The organism is Burkholderia sp. AU38729, assembly GCF_020419725.1.
Classification (GTDB): Bacteria; Pseudomonadota; Gammaproteobacteria; order Burkholderiales; family Burkholderiaceae; genus Burkholderia.
Map to the genome: position 1 here is coordinate 221579 of NZ_JAIZQO010000009.1, position 24265 is coordinate 245843.

The window sequence follows — 24265 nt, forward strand, 5'->3', positions numbered from 1 at the left end:
GGCAAACCAGACGCGCCATTCTACCGGCGCCCATCATCGAAGAGACAAGGAGACTCCGTGACGATCTACAAGCTGGGCGATACGGCCCCGACGATCCACGAAAGCGTATTCGTCGCCGATACGGCGGCCATCATCGGCAAGGTCGTGCTTGAGGAGAACGCGAGCGTCTGGTTCGGCGCGACGATTCGCGGCGACAACGAGACGATCACCGTCGGTGCGGGCAGCAACGTCCAGGAAGGCGCGGTCCTGCACACGGACCCCGGCTTTCCGCTGACGATTGCCGAAAACGTGACGATCGGGCATCAGGCCATGCTGCACGGCTGCACGATCGGCGAGGGTTCGCTGGTCGGTATCCAGGCGGTGGTCTTGAATGGAGCGGTAATCGGCCGCAACTGTCTGGTTGGTGCCGGCGCGGTCGTGACGGAAGGCAAGACGTTCCCGGACAACTCGCTGATTCTCGGCGCACCGGCGAAAGTCGTGCGCGAGCTGTCGGCGGAAGACATTGCGCGGCTGCGCACGAACGCGAAGACGTACGTCGAGCGGCGTGCGCATTTCAAGGAGCAACTCGTGCGGATCGGGTGATTCGCACGGATTTCAAGGAAGAAGAGTGAGCGACCAGTTACAGAAATTCATGTTCAATGCGGCGCCCGTGCGCGGCGAGATCGTTTCGCTGCGCAATACGTGGCAGGAAGTGCTCGCCCGCCGCGACTACCCTGCCCCGGTGCGCACGATCCTCGGCGAGATGATGGCCGCGTGCGCGCTGCTGTCCGCGAACCTGAAATTCAACGGCACCCTGATCATGCAGATCTTCGGCGACGGGCCGGTCCAGATGCTGGTCGTCCAGTGCGGTTCGGATCTGTCGATGCGGGCCACCGCGAAGTTCGCCGGCGACTCCGCCCAGACGATCGGCGACGACACGCGCTTCGCGTCGCTCGTCAACGCGAGCGGCCACGGCCGCTGCGTGATCACGCTCGACCCGGCCGACAAGCTGCCGGGCCAGCAGCCGTACCAGGGCATCGTGCCGCTGAACGGCGTCGACGGCCCGCTTGAATCCGTCTCGCAGGTGCTCGAGCATTACATGCATCACTCGGAGCAGCTCGACACGCGGATGTGGCTCGCGGCCGATCGCGACCGCGCGGTCGGCATGCTGCTGCAGAAGCTGCCGGGCGACGGCGGCATCGTGCCGCGTAACGCCGAAACCGATACCGATACGTGGGAGCGCGTCTGCACGCTCGGCGGCACGCTGTCCGCGCAGGAACTGCTCGAGGTCGAACCGGAAGTCGTGTTCCGCCGGCTGTTCTGGCAGGAAAACGTGCAGCACTTCGAACCGGCCGGCACGCGCTTCCAGTGCTCGTGCTCGCGCGAGAAGGTCGGCGCGATGCTGCGCATGCTCGGCCGTGAAGAAGTCGACAGCGTGATCGTCGAGCGCGGCCATGTCGAGATTCATTGCGAGTTCTGCAACCAGCGCTATGAATTCGATCCGGTCGATGTCGCGCAGCTGTTCGCGGCACCCGGCGTCGAGACGGGCATTGCGCCCGCGACCGAGCAGCGTCACTGATCAGTGGCCCGATGCCCCCCATCCGGGCACGGGCGCATAATGACGCACGAGCGTCGCACGCAAGGCTCCGGCGCCGAAGTCACGCACTTCGGCGCAAGCCGCTTCCCGTCGTCGGCGCGCTGCAGGAGAAACACATGAGCCCGCTTCATCGTCCGTTCCGCACCATCGTCCTGACGAGCGTTGCCGCCGGCACGCTCGCGCTGGCCGGCTGCGCGATGCCGCCGCCGACTTCCACGATCCTGAGCCGCCTGCCCGAACCCGGTGCATCGGGCGGCCAGCCGCCCGCGCTGTCGAGCGCCGAACGCAAGCGCTATGACGAGATCGACCAGCAGGTGCTGCGCGAACAGAACAGCGCGATGGCAGCCGAGGCCGCCGCGCGCGCATGGGCCTATTACTCGCCGCCGCCGGTGACGGTCTACGGCGGGTATTACGGCGGATGGGGCAATCGCTGGGGCTCGGGCATCAGCTACGGCTACCCGGGATGGTGGTGGTGAGCGTGCATCGCTCAGCCGATTGACTACCGGCAGGAAATAAAAAAGCGCGGCATTTCCCGCGCTTTTTCAATGGGTTCGAGCAATCGTGCATCAGTGATGCGCGGCCTTGCCCTTGTCGCCGCCATGATGCCGCGACGGTTTCGCGATCGACTGCGGATTCGGCACGACACGCACCGGTGCCGCGGAGACGGCGCCGCGCGTCGATGTATTCGACGGCGTGTTGTTCAGCGGAACGGCAGGCGCATTCGGCGACACGAACTGCACGAATACCTCGCCGTCCTTCACCATGCCCATCTCGTAGCGCGCGCGCTCCTCGATGGCTGCGGTGCCGCCCTGCAGATCCTGTACTTCGCCTGCGGTGCGCTCGTTGCGCAGCTTCTCGTCCGCGTTCTTCTGGAGCTGGTCGTCGAGCTGCTGACGCAATTCATGCACCCGCAGCCAGCCGCCGTGTCCCCACCATAGGGGGTACTGAATGAGCGCCAGCAAGGCAATCAGGACGACAGTGACAAGCCGCATGTAAGAACCGCAGATATAAGAAGCGCCGCTCCGCGCACATGCACAGAGCGGCGTCGATATGACGAACCCGATAGTAGCGCGTTAGCGCAGGTTATAGAAAGCCGATTTACCCGGGTAGCTTGCGATGTCGCCGAGATCTTCCTCGATGCGCAGCAGCTGGTTGTACTTCGAGATGCGGTCGCTGCGCGACAGCGAACCCGTCTTGATCTGACCGGCGTTCAGGCCGACCGCGATGTCCGCGATCGTCGAATCTTCCGTTTCGCCCGAGCGGTGCGAGATCACGGCCGTGTAGCCCGCGCGCTTCGCCATTTCGATTGCCGCGAACGTTTCGGTCAGCGTACCGATCTGGTTGATCTTGATGAGGATCGAGTTCGCGATGCCCTTCTCGATGCCTTCCTTCAGGATGCGCGTGTTCGTGACGAACAGATCGTCGCCGACCAGCTGCACCTTCTTGCCGAGGCGATCGGTCAGCAGCTTCCAGCCTTCCCAGTCGCTTTCGTGCATGCCGTCCTCGATCGATACGATCGGGAACTTGTCGGCGAGCGTCGCGAGGTAGTCGGTGAATTCGGCCGACGACAGTTGCAGGCCTTCGCCCGCGAGCTGGTACTTGCCGTCGTGGTAGAACTCGGATGCCGCGCAGTCGAGTGCGAGCAGCACGTCTTCACCGGCACGGTAGCCGGCCTTCTCGATCGCCTGCAGGATCGTCGACAGGCATTCGTCGTTGCTGCCGAAGTTCGGCGCGAAGCCGCCTTCGTCGCCGACTGCCGTGCTCATGCCACGGTCGCTCAGGATCTTCTTCAGTGCGTGGAACACTTCCGCGCCGCAACGCAGGGCTTCACGGAACGTCGGCTGGCTCACCGGGACGATCATGAATTCCTGGATGTCGAGGCTGTTGTTCGCGTGCGCGCCGCCGTTGACGATGTTCATCATCGGCACCGGCAGTTGCATCGCACCCGAACCGCCGAAATAGCGGTACAGCGGTAGGCCGGCCTCTTCGGCGGCTGCCTTCGCGACGGCCATCGACACGGCCAGCATCGCGTTCGCGCCGAGACGCGACTTGTTGTCGGTGCCGTCCAGCTCGAGCAGCGTCTTGTCGAGGAACGCCTGTTCCGACGCGTCGAGGCCCATGATGGCTTCGGAGATTTCGGTGTTGATATGCTCGACTGCCTTCAGCACGCCCTTGCCGTTGTAGCGGCCGGCTTCGCCGTCGCGCAGTTCGATCGCTTCACGCGAGCCGGTGGACGCGCCCGACGGCACCGCCGCGCGGCCCATCGTGCCCGATTCGAGCAGCACGTCGCATTCGACGGTGGGGTTGCCGCGCGAATCCAGAATCTCGCGGCCGATGATATCTACGATTGCACTCATGGGTTTCCTCTGAGAATGACGATGGATTCTTCAAACTGCGACGGCGCGCGCGCCCGAACCGCTTTCGCTACTGACGCGCGAAGCCGTCGCAAGGTTCATTCGATCTTTAATTGAAATCGTTTTCCAGGAACGGATTGCGCTTCACCGCCTGGTCGAGCGTGACGAGGGTCTCCAGCAGCGCACTCATCCGGTTCAGCGGCACCGCGTTCGGGCCGTCCGACTTTGCTTCGGCCGGATTCGGGTGCGTCTCCATGAACAGGCCCGCGACGCCCGTCGCGACCGCCGCACGCGCGAGCACCGGCACGAATTCGCGCTGGCCGCCCGAGCTCGTGCCCTGCCCGCCCGGCAGCTGCACCGAGTGGGTCGCATCGAACACGACCGGGGCGCTCGTCTCGCGCATGATCGCGAGCGAACGCATGTCCGACACCAGATTGTTGTAGCCGAACGAGACACCGCGCTCGCACGCCATGAAGCGGTCTTCCGACAGCCCCGCTTCACGGGCCGCTTCGCGCGCCTTGTCGATCACGTTCTTCATGTCGTGCGGCGCGAGGAACTGGCCCTTCTTGATGTTGACGGGCTTGCCCGAGCGCGCGCACGCATGGATGAAATCGGTCTGGCGGCACAGGAACGCCGGCGTCTGCAGCACGTCGACGACCGACGCGACCTGCTCGATCTCTTCGATCGAATGCACGTCGGTCAGCACCGGCAGGCCGAGCTGGCGCTTCACCTCGGACAGGATCCGCAGGCCCTCGTCCATTCCGAGGCCACGGAACGACTTGCCCGAGCTGCGGTTCGCCTTGTCGTAGGACGACTTGTAGATGAACGGAATGTTCAGCTTCGCGCAGATCTCCTTCAGGCGGCCGGCCGTGTCGATCGTCATTTGCTCCGATTCGACGACGCAGGTACCCGCGATCAGGAAGAAAGGCTTGTCGAGACCGACCTCGAAATCGCACAGCTTCATGCTTACACTCCGCGCGCTTGCTTGTTGACAAGCGCAGCTTCGACGAACGACTTGAAGAGAGGATGACCGTCACGCGGCGTGGACGTGAATTCCGGGTGGAACTGGACGCCGACGAACCACGGGTGCATCGAACGCGGCAGTTCCATCATTTCCGGCAGATCCTCGCTCGGGGTACGGGCGCTGATGATAAGGCCGCCGGCTTCGAGCTGGGGCACGAAGCGGTTATTGACTTCATAACGGTGGCGATGGCGCTCGTTCACGTCCTTGCCATAGATCTCTTCCGCCATCGTGCCCGGCTTGATCGGGCAGCGCTGCGAACCCAGGCGCATCGTGCCGCCGAGATCGGATTCCTCGGTACGCGTCTCGACCTTGCCGTCGCGGTCGTACCACTCGGTGATCAGCGCGACCACGCGCTCCGGCGTGTCCGGCTCGAATTCCGTGCTGTTCGCCTGCTTCAGGCCGACGACGTCGCGCGCGAACTCGATCACCGCGAGCTGCATGCCGAGGCAGATGCCGAGATACGGCACCTTGGCTTCCCGCGCATAGCGGATCGCCGCGATCTTGCCTTCCGTGCCGCGACGGCCGAAACCGCCCGGCACCAGCACGGCGTCGAGATGCTTCAGGCTGTCGACACCGTTCGTCTCGATCTCTTCCGAGTCGATGTATTCGATGTTGACCTTGGTCGACGTGTGCAGCGATGCGTGGCGCAGCGCCTCGATCAGCGACTTGTACGACTCGGTCAGGTCGACGTACTTGCCGACCATGCCGATCGTCACTTCGTGCTTCGGGTTCTCGAGCTTCTCGACCAGCTCCGACCACATGGTCAGGTCCGCGTCCTTCGGCGACAGCTTCAGTTCCTCGCAGATGATGCGGTCGAGGCCCTGGTCGTGCAGCATCTGCGGAATCTTGTAGATGCTATCGGCGTCCCACACCGAGATCACGGCGTCTTCCGGCACGTTCGAGAACATCGAGATCTTCTTCGATTCGTCGTCCGGAATGCGGCGGTCCGCACGGCACAGCAGCACGTGCGGCAGGATGCCGATCTCGCGCAGCTTCTGCACGCTGTGCTGGGTCGGTTTCGTCTTCAGTTCGCCGGCGGTCGCGACGTACGGCACCAGCGTCAGGTGCACGAAGCACGCGCTGTTGCGGCCGAGGCGCAGGCTCATCTGGCGCGCGGCTTCGAGGAACGGCAGCGATTCGATGTCGCCGACCGTGCCGCCGATCTCGACGATCGCGACGTCCGGCTCACCGCAGGTGGCCGACGCGGCCCCGCGCTCGATGAACGCCTGGATTTCGTTCGTGATGTGCGGGATGACCTGCACGGTCTTGCCGAGATAGTCGCCGCGGCGTTCCTTGCGGATCACCGATTCGTAGATCTGGCCGGTCGTGAAGTTGTTGGCCTTGCGCATCTTCGTGCTGATGAAGCGCTCGTAGTGGCCGAGGTCGAGGTCGGTCTCCGCTCCGTCTTCCGTCACGAACACTTCGCCGTGCTGGAACGGGCTCATCGTGCCGGGGTCGACGTTGATGTACGGATCGAGTTTGAGGAGGGTGACTTTCAGACCGCGCGATTCAAGGATCGCGGCGAGGGAAGCGGCGGCAATACCCTTGCCAAGGGAAGAAACTACGCCGCCGGTGACGAAAACATATTTGGTCATCGCTGGATGCTCGCGGGAAAAACGGATTATACCGTAAAGCCCGCCCTTCTCTCAGCAATTGACTCGATGATCGCGCCCTTTCGCGCCGCCTCGCACCAGCCGTGCGCGCCGGGACGCAGCCGCCCGCCGGCCGGTGCAACCGCGCGTGCCGGAGGCGGCGCCCCGGCCGCCAAACCCTGCGTCAGGCGCGCTTCGCGAGCGGGGTGACTGCATGTGACACATCGCCCTCGGCCGCCCTCAGCGAATTCAGCATCCGCTGCAATGCGCGCGCGGTCTCGAGCGGCCGCTCCATCGGAAACAGGTGGCTGCCTTCCAGCCATTCGACGCGGCCGCGCGCCGCGCGGCGTGTCGCATCGAGCCCGACCTGGCGCACCTCGCGCGAACGCGTGCCGGCGAGAAAGCCGAGCGGCACCGGCGCGCCGTGCGCGAGCCGCGGGCCGAGCGTATGCGGCAGCGTCCGGTAGATCAGGTATTCGACCTGCCGGTCGAACGCGAGCGAGCGCTCGCCGTCGGCGCCGACCTGCGGGATCCCGTAGTCGATGTAGTCGGCCAGCATCCGTTCGTCCCAGCGGGCGAACGCCGGTTTCTCGCGGAAGTGCCGCCAGACTTCGTCACGGCTGACCCAGTGCGTACGCCGGTTGCGCGTCGCGGCGGCGGGCGACAGCCGCTCGTCGAGCCCCGCCCACTGGCTCGCGCGCAATGCGCCGGCGCGCCAGCCCGCGATGATCGGCGAATCGATCATCACGACGCCGCGCACCCATTGCGGCTTCTTCAGCGCGGCCATCAGCGACAGGTAGCCGCCGAGCGAATGGCCGACGAGCCAGACGGGACGCTCGTAGCGGCTGCCGATGTCGTCGAGCAGTTGCTCGACGAGATGCGGCCAGTCGCGCGTCACCGGGTAGCGGCGGTCGTGGCCGATCCGTTCGATGTAGCGCAGCTCGTAGTCGTCGGCCAGTTCGGCGAAGATCGTGCGGTACGTCGATGCCGGAAAGCCGTTCGCATGCGAGAAGTGGAGGATGTCCTTCAAACGCCGATGTCTCCTTTGTCGACCGGAGTTGGCGCTTCAGCGCCTACTCCGGTCCCATGCTTCGCGGTCGACCCGAGTAGGCGCTTCAGCGCCTACTCCGGCCCCATGCTTGGCGGTCGGCCGGAGTCAACTTCTCCAGTCTCATGCTTCGCGTTCTGCCGGGGCCCACGCTTCGGCATTGAGCGCGGATCCCGGGCCATCTTTATTGATACGCCGGCTTTCGCCGCGCTCACCGATCCATCCAGTACCGTCGCCAAACGTCGCGATGACGCTCGAAGGCAAACCCGCCGTCGGCCGGCGCGACGTCGAACCGCACGGCGCCGTCGCGATCGGTGCGCGGCACCGGGATCCCACGCGCCTCGTAACGGGCGAGAACCGTCCGGTGCGGATGTCCGAAACGATTGCGATAGCCTACAGGAAATACCGCGACGCGCGGCCCGACCGAATCGAGGAAAGGCTCGACCGACGACGTGCGGCTGCCGTGGTGCGGAACGACCAGGATCTGTGCGGCCAGCGCGTTGGGCGCAGCGTCCACGAGCCGGCGTTCGCCGCGCGCATCGACATCACCCGTCAGCAGCGCGGACGTCTCGCCCGCATCGATGCGCAGCACGCACGACCGCCCGTTCGACGAGCCCGCGCCCAGGCCGCCTTGCGGCCACAGCATCGTGAACGCGACGCCGTCCCAGGTCCAGCGCTGCCCGGCCGCGCACGACAGCCGGTCGGCGACGCCGGCGGCTGCCGCATCGCGCCACAACCGGCTGTTCGGCACGATGCCGGCCAGCAGCTGGCGCACGTCGGCTGCCGCGTAGACGGCCGGCGCACCGCCCGCGTGATCGGCATCCGCGTGACTGAGCACGAGCGAATCGATCACCGCGATGCCGCGTGCACGCAACGCCGGCGCGACGATCCGCGCGCCGGCGTGGGTCGACTCCGCGCCCGGCCCCGCATCGAACAGCAAGGTGCGCCGCGCGGTCTCCACCAGCACCGACGCGCCCTGCCCGACGTCGAGCACGGTCAGCCGGAAGCCGCCCGGCGGCGGCGCGTCGGCTGCCGGCGCGACGAGCGGCAGCCACGTGAGCGGGGCCGCCCAGCGCACCGGCCAGCCGCGCGGCATCAGCGCCCATGCGACGCCCACGCAGGCCAGCACCAGCACCGGCCAGTCGGGCATGCGCAGCCAGAACACGCCGGCCGGCCAGCCGGCGAGGTATCCGAGCAGCGTCATCATCGGTTCGAGCGCCGCGTGCGCAAGCCGGAACGCGTACGCATCGAGCGGCGCGGGCAGCGCGATGCCGGCCAGCACGACGGGCGTCACGACCGAGCTGACCCACGGAATCGCGAACGCATTGCCGAACGGGCCCGACAGGGATATCTGCGCGAACCAGGCGGCCGTGAGCGGTGCGAGACCGATCGTCACCGCGTACTGCACGCGCGTGGCCTCGGCGATCCGACGCCCGGCGCGGGCACCCCACGCGCGCAACCGGCTCGACAAGCCGGCCGCGCCGTCGCCCTCCTCGTTTTCCGTCTCAACCTCACGCACGCCACGCCAGCCTGCGACGGCCAGCAGGATCACGGCGACCGCCCCGAACGACAGCCAGAACCCGGCCGACAGCACGGCCCACGGGTCGGCAAGCAGCACGCCGCCGAGCGCCGCGCACAGCACCGCGGAAGTCGGCACGCTGCGCCCGGCCAGGTACGCAATGCCGCCGGCCGCGATCATCCACCACGCGCGCTGCGCCGGCACGTTGAAGCCCGCGAGCGCCGCATAGCCGGCCGCAGCTGCCAGCGCGGCGAGCGCGGCCGCGTACGGCGCCGGAAACACGAGCGTTGCGGCCCGTGTGCGCCAGCGCAGGCGGCGCCAGACCATCGACACGAGCCCGCCCGCGATCGCGCCGACGAGCCCGACATGCAGGCCCGAAATCGCAACGAGGTGGCTCGTACCCGTGCTGCGCAGCACGTGCCAGTCATCGTCGCCGATGCCCGACTGGTCGCCGATCGCGAGCGCGGCGACGATGCCGCGATGGTCCGCGTCGCTGCGGAGCGACTCGTCGATACGCGCGCGCAGCGCATCGCGCAGCCGATCGATCGACGCACGCCATCCCGCGGCGCGCGCATCGAGCAACTCCGCCCGCCGGGGCGCGCTCACATACCCGATCGCGCGAATGCCTGCGGCCAGCCACGCCGCCTCGCTGTCGCGCACACCGGGATTGGCCTCGGCATGCGGGCGCTTCAGGCGCACGACGAAACGCCAGCGCTGTGCGGCGCGCAGGTCGGGAAGTGGATCGCGTGCCGCCGATGCGCCATAGGCGCGCCACGACAGCCGGATCAACGGCGGAAAACGGGCCAGCCCCGCATCGTTCGACTCGACCGCGAACAGCAGCCGCGCACCGGTCTCGTCGACCACGGGCAGCCCGCGGATCACGCCGGTGACGATGATGTCGCGCCCTTCCCACTCGACGGGCAGGCTGTCGCGCAGCCGCCATTCGGCCCGCGCGGCCGCATAGCCGAACCCTGCATCGCAGGCCGCGAGCGCACACAGCATCCATCCGAACATGGCGGTCGTGCGCGTACGCTGGCGACGCATGCACCACACGCTCAACACCGCGCAGCCCGCGAGCACGGCCACACCGATCGTCCATGCGAGCGCACCCGGCAGCGCCGCCTGCCGCTGCAGTACGGCCACGCCGAGCGCGAACGCGATCCACCACACGCGCATCGCCCCTCCTCGTCGACCCGGCGCCGCCATCGAGCATGCGACGCCTCAGGGCAACGATTATGCGGATGAAAGTGCGAGTCGCGGCAGAGCGGCGAGCGCGTTAGCCGAAGTGCATAGGGACACCGCGCCGGTGTCGATCCCGCGCAGTTCGGCGAGCACGTCGCCGATGCGCGGCACCTGGTCGGGCGTGTTGCGGGATTTGTACGCCCATTCGGGCGCGATGTCGGGTGCGTCCGTCTCGACGACGATCGCCTCGAGCGGCAACTGCGCCGCGAGCCGGCGGATCTGCAGCGCACGCGTGAAGGTCACGTTGCCGCCGAAGCCGAGATGCAGCCCATGCGCGAGATACGCTTCAGCCTGCTGGAAGCTGCCGTTGAACGCATGCGCGATACCGCGCCGCACGCCGAAACGGCGCAGCCCGGCGAGTACGCGATCCTGCGACTTGCGCACGTGGCACAGCACCGGCAGGTCGAATTCGCGCGCGAGCTTCAGTTGCCCCTGGTAGAAGAACTGCTGCCGGTCTTCGTCGAGCCCCGGCACGAAATAGTCGAGCCCGATCTCGCCGATCGCGACGAAGCGCGGATCGTCGAGGCTCGCCTCGATCTCCATGCGCAGCCGGTCGAGATCCTCGTCGCGTGCGCGTGGCGTATACATCGGGTGGATGCCGAGCGCGTAGACCGCGCCCGGCGTGCGTTGCGCGAGTTCGCGCACCGTCGTGAAGTTATCGCGCCCGACGCTCGGGATCACGATGCGCGACACGCCGGCCGCGCGCGCCGCATGCGCGACCGCGTCGCGGTCGGCGTCGAACTCGGCGGCATCGAGATGGCAGTGCGTGTCGATCCACATGGCGGCAGTCCTGCGCGCTGGCGCCGCACCGGGACCATCCCGGCAGCAGGCCAAGCGCGTTCGCTTCTTACACCGGCAGCGCCGGCTCCTCGTGCAGCACGCCGTCGCGCAGCCGCATGATGCGGTCGCAGCGCGCGGCGAGATCGGGATCGTGCGTGACGATCACGAAGCTCGTTTCGAGCGTCTCGGACAGCTCGAGCATCAGGTTGAACACCGTATCGGCCGTCGTGCCGTCGAGGTTGCCGGTCGGCTCGTCGGCGAGCACGCACGCGGGCTTCGTCACCAGCGCGCGCGCGATCGCGACGCGCTGCCGCTCGCCGCCCGACAGCTCGCCCGGCCGGTGCTTCGCACGCGGGCCGAGACCGACGCGTTCGAGCATCGCCTGCGCCTGCTCGCGCGCGTCCTCGGTCGTCATCCGGCGAATGCGCAGCGGCATCGCGACGTTGTCGAGCGCGGTGAACTCGGGCAGCAGGTGATGGAACTGGTAGACGAAGCCGAGCGCACGGTTACGCAGCTCGTTGCGCTCGCGCTCGGCGAGTTGCGTGAACGGCTTGCCGAGCAACGACACCTCGCCCGCGCTCGGCTCGTCGAGCCCGCCCAGCACGTGCAGCAGCGTGCTCTTGCCGGAACCCGACGCGCCGACGACCGCGAGCTTCTCGCCGCGCCGCACCGTCAGCTCGGTATTGTTGAGCACCTGCACGTTGAAGCCGCCCTGCACGAACGCCTTCGTGATCCCGCGCGCCTGAAGCACGTATTCCTGCATACCGGCCGAATCCTGTCTGTTGTGTTGTTTTGCATCCGCGAATGCGGTCGCGCGATCATTCATAGCGGAGCGCCTCCGCCGGCTTCACCTTCGCGCCGCGCCAGCTCGGATAGAGCGTCGCGACCGCCGACAGCGCGAACGCGATCAGCCCGATCCGGATCACGTCGCTCGCGACGAGTTCGGACGGCAGCTCGCTGATGAAGTACACGGACGGCGGCAGGAACTGCACGCCGAACAGGTGCTCGATCATCGGGATCAGCCACGGGATGCTCCACGCGATCAGGCAGCCGAGCGCGACGCCCGACGCCGTGCCGACGAAGCCGATCGTCACGCCCTGCACGACGAAGATCTTCATGATCGACCCCGGCTGCGCGCCGAGCGTGCGAAGAATCGCAATGTCGGCCTGCTTGTTGGTCACCGTCATCACGAGCGACGACACGAGGTTGAACGCGGCCACCGCGATGATCAGCGTGAGAATGATGAACATCATCCGCTTCTCGATCTGCACGGCCGAGAACCACGTCTTGTTCTGTTGGGTCCAGTCGCGGATGTACAGGCTGCCCGACAGCGTATGCGACAGCTCGACCGCCACGTCCGGCGCCTTCTGCATGTCCTTCAGCCGCAGCCGCACACCGGTCGGCGCGGCCATCCGGAACAGCGCCTCGGCGTCGCGGATGTTGATCATCGCGAGCGTGCTGTCGTATTCGTAGTGGCCGGACTCGAACACGCCGACGACCGTGAACTGCTTCAGCCGCGGCATCATGCCGGCCGGCGTGATCGATCCTTCCGGCGCGACCAGCGTGACCTTGTCGCCGACCGTCACGCCGAGGTTGCCCGCGAGCGCATCGCCGAGCACGATGCCGAACTGGCCCGGCACCAGCGCGCCGAGCTGGCCCGCCTTCATGTCCTTGCCAATGTCCGACACTTGCGGCTCGAGCGCCGGCTCGACGCCGCGCAGCATCACGCCGCTCACCGCGTCCTGGCGGGTGAGCAGCGCCTGCGCGTCGACGTACGGCGCCGCGCCGATCACCGACGGATTGCGGCGCGCTTCCTGCGCGGTGAGTTGCCAGTCGGGCATCGAGCCCGTCGGCGAGAACACCTCGACGTGCGCGAGCACCGACAGCATGCGGTCGCGCACTTCCTTCTGGAAGCCGTTCATCACCGACAGCACGACGATCAGCGCCGCGACGCCGAGCGCGATCCCAAGCATCGACACGAGCGCGATGAAGGAAATGAAGCCGTTACCGGTCGTGCGTTTGCCGGCGCGCGTGTAGCGCCAGCCGATCTGCCATTCGTACGGAAGTTTCAAGCGAATCCTTTCTGCTGGTTACGGCGGGGAGGCGCCCCGCGGCCGGACCGCCGCCCGGTGGCGGCCACCGGCCCGGGCACGGTCGAAAAACGGCCGCCGGACGCGAACGGGCCGTCAGCCGGCCCGATCACGCGCGCAGTTTGCCATACAATGCGCACCATCATGCACGACCGACGCCTCCATTTTCTCGTTCCGTTCGCGCTGCCGTCGGCGGCCGATGCGGCCTCGTCCCTGCACACGCTGGACAGCCCCGCGCTCGAAAAGTTGCTCGCCCGCGCCAGCCTCGTCGAGCGCGTGGCCGGTGAGGACTTCCAGCGCACGCTGCCGCACGAGCGCTGGCTGGCCCGCCAGTTCGGCGCCACCCAGGGCAACGCCGCGGACGAGGCACCGCTCGCGCCCTACATGCTGCTGGCGGACGGCGGCGACCCCGGCGCGCAAGCGTGGGCCTGCGTCGAGCCCGTCCACGTCGAAATCGCGCACGATCACCTGGTGCTCGTCGATCCGGCGGCCCTCGCGCTCGACGAAGGCGACGCCGCCGCGCTGCTCGCAGTCGCGCGGCCGCTGATCGAGGAGCTCGGCGTCCGGCTCGAGGCGCCGAACCCGTCACGCTGGTACCTGTCGAGCGAGCAGCTCGCCCGCCTCGCCGGCGCCGCGCCGCTGCGCGCGAGCGGCCGCAACATCGAGATCTGGCTGCCGCACGAGGCCCATACGGGCGAACGCTCGCGGATGTGGATGAAGCTGCAGAACGAGGTGCAGATGGCCTGGTTCCAGCATCCGGTCAACGAGGCCCGCGAGGCGCGCGGCCTGCCGGCCGTCAATTCGATCTGGTTCCATGCGCAGGGCACGCTGAAGCCGGTCGGCAAGCCGTTCGCGCGCGTGCTGTCCGCGTCGCCCGCGGCGCTCGGCCTCGCGCGCGCCGCGCACGCCGACGCCGGCGCGCCGCCGGCCGCGTTCGGCACGCTGCCCGCCGCCGATGGCGCGACGCTCGTCGAACTGCCCGCGCTGACCACCCCGTTCATCGAGCAGGACTGGGCGCGCTGGCACGACGGACTCGCCGCGCTCGAGCGCGACTGGTTCGCGCCGGCCCTTGCCGCGGTGCAGAACGGCGAGCTCGCGAGCGTCGATTTCACGCTGTGCGGCGACACGAGTTCCGTGACGCTGCACGCGACGCGCGGCGACCTGCGCAAGTTCTGGCGCCGCCGCGCGCTGGCCTCCCTGTTCGAATAACAAAGCAGACCCGTATGACCCGGATCGTTACCCGTCCCGTCGCGCCCGCCGACGCCGAAGTGCTCGCGCGCCATGGCCTGCATCCCGTCCTTGCACGCCTGTACGCGTCGCGCGGCGTGCAGTCCCCCGCCGACATCGAGACCGCGCTGGCGCGACTCGTTCCGCCCACCGAGCTGAAAGGCTGCGCCGACGCTGCCTCGCTGCTCGCCGACGCGATCGCCGACAAGCGGCGCCTGCTCGTCGTCGCCGACTACGACTGCGACGGTGCAACCGCATGCGCGGTCGCGGTGCGCGGCCTGCGGATGTTCGGCGCGCAGATCGACTACCTGGTGCCGAACCGATTCGAATACGGCTACGGCCTCACGCCCGAGATCGTCGAACTCGCCGCCGCGCGCAAGCCCGACCTGCTGATCACCGTCGACAACGGCATCGCGAGCGTCACGGGCGTCGAAGCCGCGAACGCGCGCGGCATCGACGTGCTTGTGACCGATCACCACCTGCCCGGCGACGCGCTGCCCGCCGCGCGCGCGATCGTCAACCCGAACCAGCCGGGCTGCGCGTTCCCGAGCAAGCACCTCGCCGGCGTCGGCGTGATGTTCTACGTGCTGCTCGCGCTGCGCGCCGAGCTGCGCCGCCGCGGCGCGTTCGCGAGCAAGGAAGCCGAGCCGCGCCTCGACGGCCTGCTCGACCTCGTCGCGCTCGGCACCGTCGCCGACGTCGTACGGCTCGACGGCAACAATCGCGTGCTGGTCGCGCAGGGGCTGCAGCGCATCCGCAACGGCCGCATGCAGCCGGGCGTCGCCGCGCTGTTCCGCGCGGCCGCGCGCGAAGCGCGTACGGCCTCGGGCTTCGACCTCGGCTTCGGCCTCGGCCCGCGCCTGAACGCCGCCGGACGGCTGTCCGACATGTCGCTCGGCATCGAGTGCCTGATCACCGACGACATCGGCCGCGCGTGGGATCTCGCGCAGCAGCTCGACGTGATGAACCGCGAACGCCGCGAGATCGAGGCCGGCATGCAGCAGCAGGCGCTCGCCGATCTCGCCGACGTCGATCCGGCCGACGCGTGCACGATCACCCTCTTCAACCCCGAGTGGCACCAGGGCGTGATCGGCATCGTCTCCGGCCGCCTCAAGGAAAAATTCCACCGCCCGTCGTTCACGTTTGCGCACGCGGACGACGAAGGCAAGCGGGTCAAGGGCTCGGGGCGCTCGATTCCCGGCTTCCACCTGCGCGACGCGCTCGACCTCGTGTCGAAACGCGAACCGGACCTGATCGTCGCGTTCGGCGGCCACGCGATGGCGGCCGGCCTCACGCTCGACACCGAGAACGTGCCGCGCTTCGCGGCCGCGTTCGAGGCCGTCGCGCGCGAATGGCTGTCCGACGACGCGCTCGCCCGCGTGATCGAGACCGACGGCGAACTCGAGGATGCGTACTTCACGCCGCAGTTCGTCGGGCTGCTCGACGAGGCCGTCTGGGGACAAGGCTTTCCGGCCCCGCTTTTCTCCGGTGAATTCGACGTCGTGTCGCAGTCGCTCGTGAAGGAAAAGCACCTGAAGCTGCAACTGGCGCGCGGCCGGCAGCGCTTCAATGCGATCTGGTTCAACCACACGGAGCCGCTGCCGGAAAGCGCACTGGTCGCCTACCGCCTCGTCGCCGACACGTGGAACGGCGTCACGCGCGTCCAGCTGATCGTCGAACACGCGGCCGGCTGAGCGCGGGCTGCCCCGCCCGCATTGCCCGCCGATGCATGCACGCCGCGCCGGACGGGGCCGCGGCGCGCGTGCGAGCACCGTTTGCGTCACCGGGCAACCCCGCCGATCGGCTATAATTCCGCTTTTTTACGAAGCAAGAATAGCGAACGATCATGGAAGCGGAACGTCTCAACGCGATCGAAAGCTCCCTGCTCGACCTGCGCAACCGCGCGGGCGAGCTCCGGGGGTATCTTTGACTACGACGCCAAAGCTGCGCGTCTGACCGAAGTCAACAAGGAACTCGAAGACCCGAACGTCTGGAACGATTCGAAGAACGCCCAGGCGCTCGGTCGCGAGAAGAAGCTGCTCGAGGGCGTCGTCATGACGCTCACCGCGCTCGATGGCGACCTGCGCGACGCGCTCGACCTGTTCGAGCTGGCCCGCGAGGAAGGTGACGAGGACACGCTCGTCGCGTCGGAAGAAGACGCCGCAAAGCTCGAGGCGCGCGTGGGCGACATCGAGTTCCGCCGGATGTTCTCGAACCCGGCCGACCCGAACAACTGCTTCATCGACATCCAGGCCGGCGCCGGCGGCACCGAGGCGTGCGACTGGGCATCGATGCTGCTGCGCCAGTACCTGCGCTACTGCGAACGCAAGGGCTTCAAGGCCGAAGTGCTCGAAGAGTCCGACGGTGACGTCGCCGGCATCAAGAACGCGACGGTCAAGGTCTCGGGCGAATACGCGTACGGCTTCCTGCGCACCGAAACGGGCATCCACCGCCTCGTGCGCAAGTCGCCGTTCGACTCGTCGGGCGGCCGCCACACGTCGTTCTCGTCGGTGTTCGTCTACCCGGAAATCGACGATTCGATCGAAGTCGAGATCAACCCGGCCGACCTGCGCATCGACACGTACCGCGCATCGGGCGCGGGCGGTCAGCACATCAACAAGACCGACTCCGCGGTGCGGATCACGCACATGCCGACCGGTATCGTCGTGCAGTGCCAGAACGACCGCTCGCAGCACCGCAACCGCGCCGAAGCGATGGCGATGCTGAAATCGCGCCTGTACGAAGTTGAAATGCGCAAGCGCCAGGCCGAACAGGACAAGCTCGAATCGAGCAAGACCGATGTGGGCTGGGGCCACCAGATCCGTTCGTACGTGCTCGACCAGAGCCGCGTGAAGGACCTGCGCACGAACGTCGAAATGAGCAACACGCGCGCCGTCCTCGACGGCGACCTCGACGACTTCATCAGCGCGAGCCTCAAACAGGGCGTGTAAGCGCCGCGGCGCGACCCTGCCGGGTCGCGCCCCCTTGCCCTTCCCGTTTGCGTTGCCGCACCCAATCCGAATTCCGACCATCATGACCGAACCGACCCAAACGCAGCCCGCCGTCACCGCGGACGAAAACCAGATCATCGCCGAGCGCCGCGAGAAGCTGCGCGCCCTGCGCGAGCAAGGCGTCGCCTACCCGAACGATTTCCGCCCGGAGCATCACGCAGCCGATCTGCAGGCGAAATTCGCCGACTCGGACAAGGCCGCGCTCGAAGCGAACCCGGTCGAGGTGTCGGTCGCCGGCCGCATGATGCTCAAGCGCGTGATGGGCAAGGCAAGCTTCGCGACGGTGCAGGACGGTTCGGGCCAGATCCAGTTCTTCGTGACGCCGAACGACGTCGGCGCGGAAACCTACGACGCATTCAAGAAGTGGGACCTCGGCGACATCGTCGCCGCGCGCGGCGTGCTGTTCCGCACCAACAAGGGCGAGCTGTCGGTCCAGTGCAAGGAACTGCGCCTGCTGTCGAAGGCGCTGCGCCCGCTGCCGGACAAGTTCCACGGCCTGTCGGACCAGGAAATGCGCTACCGCCAGCGCTACGTCGACCTGATCGTCACGCCGGAAACGCGCGACACGTTCCGCGCCCGCACCAAGACGATCGCGTCGATCCGCAAGTTCATGGACAACGCCGAGTTCATGGAAGTCGAGACGCCGATGCTGCACCCGATCCCGGGCGGCGCGGCCGCGAAGCCGTTCGTCACGCATCACAACGCGCTCGACATGCAGATGTTTCTGCGCATCGCGCCGGAGCTGTACCTGAAGCGCCTGATCGTCGGCGGCTTCGAACGCGTGTTCGAAATCAACCGTAACTTCCGGAACGAAGGCGTGTCGCCGCGTCACAACCCGGAATTCACGATGATGGAGTTCTACGCCGCGTACACCGACTACCGCTGGCTGATGGACTTCACCGAGCAGCTGATCCGCCAGGCGGCGATCGATGCGCTTGGCACCGCGACGATCCAGTACCAGGGCCGCGAGCTCGACCTGGCGAAGCCGTTCCACCGCCTGACGATCACGCAGGCGATCCAGAAGTACGCACCGGACTACACCGACGGCCAGCTGTCGGACGACGCGTTCCTGCGCACCGAACTGAAGCGCTTCGGCGTCGACGTGTCGCAGCCGGCGTTCCTGAACGCAGGCATCGGCGCGCTGCAGCTCGCGCTGTTCGAGGAAACGGCCGAAGCGCAGCTGTGGGAGCCGACCTTCATCATCGACTACCCGGTCGAGGTGTCGCCGCTCGCACGCGCATCGGATACGGTGCCGGGCATCACCGAGCGTTTCGAGCTGTTCATGACCGGCCGCGAAATCGCGAACGGCTTCTCGGAGCTGAACGATCCGGAAGACCAGGCCGCGCGCTTCAAGAAGCAGGTCGAACAGAAGGACGCAGGCGACGAGGAAGCGATGTTCTTCGACGCCGACTACATCCGCGCGCTCGAATACGGGATGCCTCCGACCGGCGGCTGCGGGATCGGCATCGACCGTCTCGTGATGCTGCTGACCGACAGCCCGACGATCCGCGACGTGCTGCTGTTCCCGCACCTGCGCCGCGAAGACTGAACGCTGCGCCCGCGTGTGCGCCGCGCCCTGCGGTGCGCACGCGTCAGCTTTGTAACGACGCGTAAATCCCGCCAGCCGGCGTCCGCCGGCTTTCGATCCTCCCCCATTTTATCCCCTCGTCGCGACGGCCTGCTCCGGGTTTTCCCTGTCATGGCTTCCGGCGCTCCGCTGCAATTCGTTACACCTTGATACGGCGCGCCGCTGGGCCGTGGACGACACTCCTGTTGCGTCACCACGCATGACCACGGGACCAGAACGAGGCGCCGGAACGCCGAGTCTGCTCGCTCCCGAGCGTGGGATCCTGCTCCGGCGCAGCACGCCGATCCGGATCGACATTGGAGAACAAAATGGACAACCAGAATCAGACCACGCCGCAAAAGCAACGCCTCCACCCGCTCATCGCCACCGCCGCCGGCGCCGTCATCGTCGCCAGCCTCGCGGCGACGGCAGCGATCACGGGCATCTTCCCGAAGGCCAACAGCAACAATGCACAGAACGGTCAGACCCAGGCCGCGCTGATCGCGTCGCAGCCGGCCGTCGATACGGCCGCGGCCGCCAGCGCCGCGCTGGCCGCGCAAGCCCAGCAGCAGGCGGCCGAACAGGCCGCCGCGCAGCAAAAGGCTGCCGAGCAGAAGGCTGCCGTCGCGCAGGCTGAACCGAAGCCCGCGCCGCGCCCGGCCGCACCGCATCGCCGTCGTACGACGGCACCGCAGCCGCCGCAATACGCGCAGCAGCCGTCGGCGCCGGCCCAGAGCTACTGCCAGAGCTGCGGCACGGTCGTCGCGATCTCGCAGACGCGCACGCCGGGCCAGAGCTCGGGGATCGGCGCCGTGGGCGGCGCTGCAGCCGGCGGCCTGCTCGGCAACCAGTTCGGTCACGGCAACGGCCGCACCGCGATGACGATCATCGGCGCGCTGGGTGGCGGCCTCGCCGGCAACCAGGTCGAAAAGCAGGTGCGCGCGGAAACCGACTATCAGGTGCAAGTGCAGATGGAGAACGGCGCGACGCGCACGTTCACGTACCACAACCCGCCGCCGTTCGGCCAGGGCCAGCGCGTACGGATCGAGAACGGCACGCTGGTCGGCGCGTAATCGCCAGATCGCGTCGGCTCCCCCTGCCCGCATGTCGTGCGCGGGCAGGCGGCCTGAAAACGAAAACGGCTCGTGAGCAATCTCACGAGCCGTTTTTTCATTGCGCCCTGCGCGCCCATGCGGCGCACACGGTGCCCATCGGTCAGTCTTCGTCGTCGAAGTCCGATTCGTCGATCCAGTGGGCCTGGATCGCTTCGAGGATCTTCTCGCCGGAGTGCGCCGGATCGTCGTTGAAGCCGTCGAGCTCGAGCACCCATTGGCGCAAGTCGACGAAGTTGATCCGCTGCGGGTCGATGTCCGGGTGCTTGTCCGCCAGCGCAATGGCTATTTCACGCGAATCGGTCCATTTCATCGCCTGCCTCCGGTTCCTGTCAGTGGTTTTCCTTCGCGTGGTTGATCGAGTACTTCGGAATCTCGACCACCAGGTCCGAATCTTCCTTCACGATCGCCTGGCACGACAGGCGCGACGTCGGCTCGAGGCCCCACGCCTTGTCCAGCAGATCGTCCTCGTCCTCCTCGGACGGCGTCAGATCGTTGAAGCCTTCGCGGATCACCACGTGGCACGTCGTGCACGCGCACGACTTCTCGCATGCATGCTCGATCTCGATCCCGTGTTCGAGCAGGTTGTCGCAGATACTCTTGCCGGGCGTCGCGTCGATCACCGCGCCATCCGGGCACAGTTCGACGTGAGGCAGCACTACCAGTTGAGGCATGTCCGTTCCGTCAGTCAGGGTGCGGCGCCAGGCGCCGCACGGTTCATTGTCGCGCGGGCCGTTGCCGGCCGATGCGCAGTTCGTGAGTTCAGATCTCGTCGAGCCGGCGGCCCGACAGCGCACGCTTGATGCTCTTGTCCATCCGGCGCGCCGCGAATTCATCGGTGCCGTCGGCCAGCGCCTTGGTCGCCGCTTCGATCGCGTTCGTATCGTCGCCTTGCGCGACCGCGCGCAGCGCGGCGGCCAGCGTGTCGACTTGCGCGCGCTCGCTCGCGTCGAGCAGTTCGCCGTCGGCCGCCAGTGCGGCCTGCGTCGCCTCGAGCATCCGCTCGGCCTCGACTTGCGCTTCGCGCAGCGCGCGGGCGCGCATGTCGATCTCGGCGGTCTTGAAGCTGTCCTCGAGCATCTTCGCGATGTCGTCGTCGGCAAGACCGTACGACGGCTTCACGACGACCGACGCCTCGATGCCCGACAGCTGCTCGCGGGCGAACACCGACAGCAGGCCATCCGCGTCGACCTGGTAGGTCACGCGAATGCGCGCGGCGCCAGCCGTCATCGGCGGAATGCCGCGCAGCTCGAAGCGCGCGAGCGACCGGCAATCGGCGACGAGTTCACGCTCGCCCTGCACGACGTGGATCGCCATCGCGGTCTGGCCGTCCTTGAAGGTCGTGAATTCCTGCGCGCGCGCGATCGGAATCGTCGAGTTGCGCGGAATGATCTTCTCGACGAGGCCGCCCATCGTCTCGACACCGAGCGACAGCGGAATCACGTCGAGCAGCAGCCAGTCGTCGCCGGTGCCGCGATTGCCTGCGAGCAGGTCGGCCTGGATCGCCGCGCCGAGCGCAACGACCTGATCCGGATCGAGGTTCACGAGCGGTGGCTGGCCGAAGTACTTCGCAACCGCGTCGCGAATCACCGGCATGCGCGTCGCGCCGCCGACGAGCACGACACCCTTGATGTCGGCCGGCGTGACCTGCGCGTCGCGCAGCGCCTTGCGGGTCGGCGTGAGCGTGCGCTGCACGAGCGGCTCGACGAGCGACGCGAACGTGTCGTGCGAGATCGTCTGCACGAGGTGCGCGCCACCCGACAGCGTGACGTCGAGCGACGCCTCCGGTGCGGACGACAGCGCTTCCTTCAGCACGCGCACACGGTCGAGCAGCAGGCGCACGTCCTCGGGTGCGAGCGTCTTCGCGTCGATGCCGGCCTGCGCGAGCACGTGATCGAACAGCGCATGGTCGAAATCGTCGCCGCCGAGCGCGGAATCGCCGCCCGCGGCCAGCACTTCGAACACGCCCTTCGTCAGCTTCAGGATCGACAGGTCGAACGTGCCGCCGCCGAGGTCATACACCGCATAGAGGCCTTCGGCCCCGTTGTCGAGCCCATAGGCAATCGCGGCGGCGGTCGGTTCGTTCAGCAGGCGCAGCACGTTGAGGCCCGCGAGGCGCGCCGCATCCTTGGTCGCCTGGCGTTGCGCTTCATCGAAATACGCGGGCACCGTGATCACCGCGCCAACCAGGTCGTCGCCGAGCGAATCTTCCGCGCGATAACGCAGCGTCGCGAGAATCTCGGCCGACACCTCGACCGGGCTCTTCACGCCGTCGATGGTACGGATCTGCACCATGCCCGGCGCATCGACGAATTCGTACGGCGCGTTCGCCGCGCCTTCGACCTCGGCCTTGCCGCGGCCCATGAAGCGCTTGACCGACACGATCGTGTTGCGCGGATCGGTGGCGGCCTGCTCTTTCGCCTCGTGGCCGATGCGGCGGCCGCCCTTCTCGAGGTAGCGGACCACCGACGGCAGCAGCACGCGGCCCGTTTCGTCCGGCAGGACTTCAGGCACGCTGTTGCGCACGGCCGCGACGAGCGAATTCGTCGTGCCGAGATCGATCCCGACGGCGAGTCGCCGCTGATGCGGCGCCGGCGCCATGCCCGGTTCGGAAATTTGCAGTAAAGCCATCTTGGTTCGTTCGGGCGCTCGGCCCGTTTGCTGCGCGTGCCGCAAGGCACGCGGTTAAGTTTCGAGGCGCTCGATCTGCGCGCCCACTTCCGACGCGACCCGTTCGATGAACATCAGCTGGCGCACGGCCTCGGCGGCCGCCTGATCGGCACCGCTGTCGAGCAGCGTGCCGAGGCGCTCCACCCGCACGCGCCGCTCTTCGCGCAACTCGGCGAGCAGCACGTCGAGCGCGTCGACGTTGCGGGCGGCCGCGGCATCCTCGATGCCCTCGCGCCACTCCATCTGCTGCATCAGGAACGCAGGCTCCATCGCGGTGTTGTTTTCCGCGCCGATGTCGACACCGCGCAGCGACAACAGATACGACGCGCGCTTCAGCGGATCGCGCAGCGTGCGATACGCTTCGTTCGCGCGGGTGGCCCATTGCATCGCGATGCGCTTCTGCGCGTCGCCGGCCGCCGCGAAGCGGTCCGGGTGCACCTGCGTCTGCACCGTCCGATACGCGGCGTCGAGCGCCGTCTCGTCGAGCGCGAATTGCGCCGGCAGGTGAAACAGGTCGAAATGGCTGTCTTTCAGCGAGACCATCGTCGCGTTCAATTCCGTTTCGTCGCGCGGCAAACGCCGCACATTAAAAAGGCGGCCCGTGCCGCCTCTTGCCCGCATCGCGCGGAGACCCGCGTGATCACACGCGGAACGATTCGCCGCAGCCGCACTCGTCCTTCACGTTCGGGTTGTTGAACTTGAACCCTTCGTTCAGGCCTTCGCGTGCGAAGTCGAGCTCGGTGCCGTCGATGTAGGCCAGGCTCTTCGGATCGACGATCACCTTCACGCCATGGCTCTCGAACACTTGATCCTCGGGAGCGAGCTCGTCGACATACTCGAGCTTGTACGCGAGCCCCGAGCACCCGGTCGTGCGAACGCCAAGCCGCAGACCCATACCCTTGCCGCGACGGACGAGGTATTTCTGGACGTGCTGTGCTGCTTTTTCGGTCAGTGTAATTGCCATGATGTCCTTGCCGCGGCGCGCCACCGGGGCCCGCCGCGTTCCTTCTGAAGCCGCTCGATGCCGCTCAGGCTGCTGCCTGATCGCCTGCCGTGGTGTCGTGACGCTTCTTGTAGTCGGCCACGGCTGCCTTGATCGCGTCTTCCGCGAGGATCGAGCAGTGAATCTTCACCGGCGGCAGCGCGAGTTCTTCCGCGATCTGCGTGTTCTTGATCGACAGTGCTTCGTCGAGCGTCTTGCCCTTCACCCATTCGGTGACGAGCGAGCTCGATGCGATCGCCGAACCGCAACCGTAGGTCTTGAACTTCGCGTCTTCGATCACGCCGTCCGCGCCGACGCGGATCTGCAGCTTCATCACGTCGCCGCAGGCCGGCGCGCCGACCATGCCCGTGCCGACCGTGTCGTCGTCCTTCGCGAACGAACCGACGTTGCGCGGGTTTTCGTAGTGATCCAGAACCTTGTTGCTGTAAGACATGACTCAGACTCCTTGAC

23 protein-coding genes are annotated in these 24265 nt (G+C 67.4%); 8 read left to right on the forward strand and 15 right to left on the reverse strand.

From position 1 onward, the window contains the following. Window positions 1–57: 57 nt before the first annotated feature. The 3 genes from LGM56_RS24130 to LGM56_RS24140 all read left to right on the forward strand — a co-directional run bounded on the left by LGM56_RS24130 (window position 58) and on the right by LGM56_RS24140 (window position 2052). Window positions 58–582: a gamma carbonic anhydrase family protein gene (locus tag LGM56_RS24130; protein ID WP_071334714.1), complete on the forward strand. Its 525-nt coding sequence runs from the start codon at window positions 58–60 to the stop codon at window positions 580–582. 25 nt (window positions 583–607) lie between these two features. Further along, window positions 608–1558: an Hsp33 family molecular chaperone HslO gene (gene hslO, locus LGM56_RS24135; RefSeq protein ID WP_089440497.1), complete on the forward strand. Its 951-nt coding sequence runs from the start codon at window positions 608–610 to the stop codon at window positions 1556–1558. 134 nt (window positions 1559–1692) lie between these two features. Beyond that, window positions 1693–2052 carry a hypothetical protein gene (locus tag LGM56_RS24140; protein ID WP_089473144.1) on the forward strand — a complete coding sequence of 120 codons (360 nt, stop codon included), beginning with the start codon at window positions 1693–1695 and terminating at the stop codon, window positions 2050–2052. 90 nt (window positions 2053–2142) lie between these two features. Here the strand turns inward: LGM56_RS24140 and ftsB are convergent, their stop codons facing one another. From ftsB to LGM56_RS24185, 9 genes are all read right to left on the reverse strand, one after another. Continuing rightward, complete coding sequence (gene ftsB, locus LGM56_RS24145; RefSeq protein ID WP_046546044.1) at window positions 2143–2568, reverse strand: cell division protein FtsB; 426 nt, start codon at window positions 2566–2568, stop codon at window positions 2143–2145. 81 nt (window positions 2569–2649) lie between these two features. Beyond that, complete coding sequence (eno, locus tag LGM56_RS24150; RefSeq protein WP_011352544.1) at window positions 2650–3933, reverse strand: phosphopyruvate hydratase; 1284 nt, start codon at window positions 3931–3933, stop codon at window positions 2650–2652. Between the two features lie 106 nt (window positions 3934–4039). Then, complete coding sequence (gene kdsA, locus LGM56_RS24155; protein ID WP_046546045.1) at window positions 4040–4894, reverse strand: 3-deoxy-8-phosphooctulonate synthase; 855 nt, start codon at window positions 4892–4894, stop codon at window positions 4040–4042. 2 nt (window positions 4895–4896) lie between these two features. Continuing rightward, window positions 4897–6549, reverse strand: a complete 1653-nt coding sequence (locus LGM56_RS24160) for a CTP synthase (protein WP_046546046.1) — start codon at window positions 6547–6549, stop codon at window positions 4897–4899. Window positions 6550–6730: 181 nt separating this feature from the next. Continuing rightward, complete coding sequence (locus tag LGM56_RS24165; RefSeq protein ID WP_089495152.1) at window positions 6731–7576, reverse strand: alpha/beta fold hydrolase; 846 nt, start codon at window positions 7574–7576, stop codon at window positions 6731–6733. A 229-nt stretch (window positions 7577–7805) separates the two neighbouring features. Beyond that, on the reverse strand, window positions 7806–10289 hold the full coding sequence (locus LGM56_RS24170; RefSeq protein ID WP_226206943.1) for a DNA internalization-related competence protein ComEC/Rec2: 2484 nt from the start codon (window positions 10287–10289) through the stop codon (window positions 7806–7808). Between the two features lie 57 nt (window positions 10290–10346). Further along, window positions 10347–11135 (reverse strand): TatD family hydrolase, encoded by a 789-nt coding sequence (locus LGM56_RS24175; protein WP_226206944.1) that lies wholly within the window; start codon window positions 11133–11135, stop codon window positions 10347–10349. A gap of 67 nt (window positions 11136–11202) precedes the next feature. Next, window positions 11203–11961, reverse strand: a complete 759-nt coding sequence (lolD, locus tag LGM56_RS24180) for a lipoprotein-releasing ABC transporter ATP-binding protein LolD (RefSeq protein WP_372684011.1) — start codon at window positions 11959–11961, stop codon at window positions 11203–11205. Beyond that, complete coding sequence (locus LGM56_RS24185; RefSeq protein ID WP_226206945.1) at window positions 11954–13207, reverse strand: lipoprotein-releasing ABC transporter permease subunit; 1254 nt, start codon at window positions 13205–13207, stop codon at window positions 11954–11956. The genes lolD and LGM56_RS24185 overlap by 8 nt, the downstream gene beginning before the upstream one ends. Before the next feature lie 162 nt (window positions 13208–13369). Here LGM56_RS24185 and LGM56_RS24190 point away from each other — a divergent pair, with 162 nt between their 5' ends. The 5 genes from LGM56_RS24190 (at window position 13370) to LGM56_RS24210 (ending at window position 20103) form a co-directional block, all read left to right on the forward strand. Beyond that, window positions 13370–14434 carry a regulator gene (locus LGM56_RS24190; protein WP_226206946.1) on the forward strand — a complete coding sequence of 355 codons (1065 nt, stop codon included), beginning with the start codon at window positions 13370–13372 and terminating at the stop codon, window positions 14432–14434. Window positions 14435–14448: 14 nt separating this feature from the next. Then, the gene (gene recJ, locus LGM56_RS24195) at window positions 14449–16146 is read left to right on the forward strand and encodes a single-stranded-DNA-specific exonuclease RecJ (RefSeq protein ID WP_226206947.1); all 1698 of its coding nucleotides are present in this window, start codon (window positions 14449–14451) and stop codon (window positions 16144–16146) included. Between the two features lie 152 nt (window positions 16147–16298). After that, window positions 16299–17403 (forward strand): peptide chain release factor 2 gene (gene prfB / locus LGM56_RS24200; protein ID WP_226206948.1). Its coding sequence is split into 2 segments (ribosomal slippage): window positions 16299–16379 and window positions 16381–17403, totalling 1104 coding nucleotides; the frame shifts between segments, so codons are not numbered across the junction. A gap of 82 nt (window positions 17404–17485) precedes the next feature. Then, a complete protein-coding gene (lysS, locus tag LGM56_RS24205) occupies window positions 17486–19012 on the forward strand; it encodes a lysine--tRNA ligase (RefSeq protein ID WP_043190322.1) in 1527 nt (508 codons plus the stop codon). Between the two features lie 347 nt (window positions 19013–19359). Next, a complete protein-coding gene (locus LGM56_RS24210) occupies window positions 19360–20103 on the forward strand; it encodes a glycine zipper 2TM domain-containing protein (protein WP_226206949.1) in 744 nt (247 codons plus the stop codon). A 142-nt stretch (window positions 20104–20245) separates the two neighbouring features. Here LGM56_RS24210 and iscX read toward each other — a convergent pair whose 3' ends face one another. The 6 genes from iscX to iscU form a co-directional block, all read right to left on the reverse strand. After that, window positions 20246–20455 (reverse strand): Fe-S cluster assembly protein IscX, encoded by a 210-nt coding sequence (gene iscX / locus LGM56_RS24215; protein WP_069621826.1) that lies wholly within the window; start codon window positions 20453–20455, stop codon window positions 20246–20248. 19 nt (window positions 20456–20474) lie between these two features. Further along, window positions 20475–20816 (reverse strand): ISC system 2Fe-2S type ferredoxin, encoded by a 342-nt coding sequence (gene fdx / locus LGM56_RS24220; RefSeq protein ID WP_011352558.1) that lies wholly within the window; start codon window positions 20814–20816, stop codon window positions 20475–20477. A gap of 88 nt (window positions 20817–20904) precedes the next feature. Next, window positions 20905–22773 carry a Fe-S protein assembly chaperone HscA gene (gene hscA, locus LGM56_RS24225; RefSeq protein ID WP_226206950.1) on the reverse strand — a complete coding sequence of 623 codons (1869 nt, stop codon included), beginning with the start codon at window positions 22771–22773 and terminating at the stop codon, window positions 20905–20907. Between the two features lie 54 nt (window positions 22774–22827). Then, window positions 22828–23355, reverse strand: a complete 528-nt coding sequence (gene hscB, locus LGM56_RS24230; RefSeq protein WP_089495314.1) for a Fe-S protein assembly co-chaperone HscB — start codon at window positions 23353–23355, stop codon at window positions 22828–22830. Between the two features lie 97 nt (window positions 23356–23452). Continuing rightward, window positions 23453–23776: an iron-sulfur cluster assembly protein IscA gene (iscA, locus tag LGM56_RS24235; RefSeq protein ID WP_012492710.1), complete on the reverse strand. Its 324-nt coding sequence runs from the start codon at window positions 23774–23776 to the stop codon at window positions 23453–23455. A gap of 64 nt (window positions 23777–23840) precedes the next feature. Continuing rightward, window positions 23841–24248 carry a Fe-S cluster assembly scaffold IscU gene (iscU, locus tag LGM56_RS24240; protein WP_089425757.1) on the reverse strand — a complete coding sequence of 136 codons (408 nt, stop codon included), beginning with the start codon at window positions 24246–24248 and terminating at the stop codon, window positions 23841–23843. Window positions 24249–24265: the final 17 nt, after the last annotated feature.

Bases quoted from the DNA above. Each gene is read 5' to 3' on its own strand.
- iscU (WP_089425757.1), bottom strand. From the start codon at position 24,248: ATGTCTTACAGCAACAAGGTTCTGGATCACTACGAAAACCCGCGCAAC.
- LGM56_RS24140 (WP_089473144.1), top strand. From the start codon at position 1,693: ATGAGCCCGCTTCATCGTCCGTTCCGCACCATCGTCCTGACGAGCGTT.
- fdx (WP_011352558.1), bottom strand. From the start codon at position 20,816: ATGCCTCAACTGGTAGTGCTGCCTCACGTCGAACTGTGCCCGGATGGC.
- hscB (WP_089495314.1), bottom strand. From the start codon at position 23,355: ATGGTCTCGCTGAAAGACAGCCATTTCGACCTGTTTCACCTGCCGGCG.
- iscA (WP_012492710.1), bottom strand. From the start codon at position 23,776: ATGGCAATTACACTGACCGAAAAAGCAGCACAGCACGTCCAGAAATAC.
- lolD (WP_372684011.1), bottom strand. From the start codon at position 11,961: ATGAATGATCGCGCGACCGCATTCGCGGATGCAAAACAACACAACAGA.
- hscA (WP_226206950.1), bottom strand. From the start codon at position 22,773: ATGGCTTTACTGCAAATTTCCGAACCGGGCATGGCGCCGGCGCCGCAT.
- LGM56_RS24170 (WP_226206943.1), bottom strand. From the start codon at position 10,289: ATGCGCGTGTGGTGGATCGCGTTCGCGCTCGGCGTGGCCGTACTGCAG.
- kdsA (WP_046546045.1), bottom strand. From the start codon at position 4,894: ATGAAGCTGTGCGATTTCGAGGTCGGTCTCGACAAGCCTTTCTTCCTG.
- LGM56_RS24190 (WP_226206946.1), top strand. From the start codon at position 13,370: ATGCACGACCGACGCCTCCATTTTCTCGTTCCGTTCGCGCTGCCGTCG.
- eno (WP_011352544.1), bottom strand. From the start codon at position 3,933: ATGAGTGCAATCGTAGATATCATCGGCCGCGAGATTCTGGATTCGCGC.
- ftsB (WP_046546044.1), bottom strand. From the start codon at position 2,568: ATGCGGCTTGTCACTGTCGTCCTGATTGCCTTGCTGGCGCTCATTCAG.
- LGM56_RS24175 (WP_226206944.1), bottom strand. From the start codon at position 11,135: ATGTGGATCGACACGCACTGCCATCTCGATGCCGCCGAGTTCGACGCC.
- recJ (WP_226206947.1), top strand. From the start codon at position 14,449: ATGACCCGGATCGTTACCCGTCCCGTCGCGCCCGCCGACGCCGAAGTG.
- lysS (WP_043190322.1), top strand. From the start codon at position 17,486: ATGACCGAACCGACCCAAACGCAGCCCGCCGTCACCGCGGACGAAAAC.
- iscX (WP_069621826.1), bottom strand. From the start codon at position 20,455: ATGAAATGGACCGATTCGCGTGAAATAGCCATTGCGCTGGCGGACAAG.
- LGM56_RS24210 (WP_226206949.1), top strand. From the start codon at position 19,360: ATGGACAACCAGAATCAGACCACGCCGCAAAAGCAACGCCTCCACCCG.
- LGM56_RS24160 (WP_046546046.1), bottom strand. From the start codon at position 6,549: ATGACCAAATATGTTTTCGTCACCGGCGGCGTAGTTTCTTCCCTTGGC.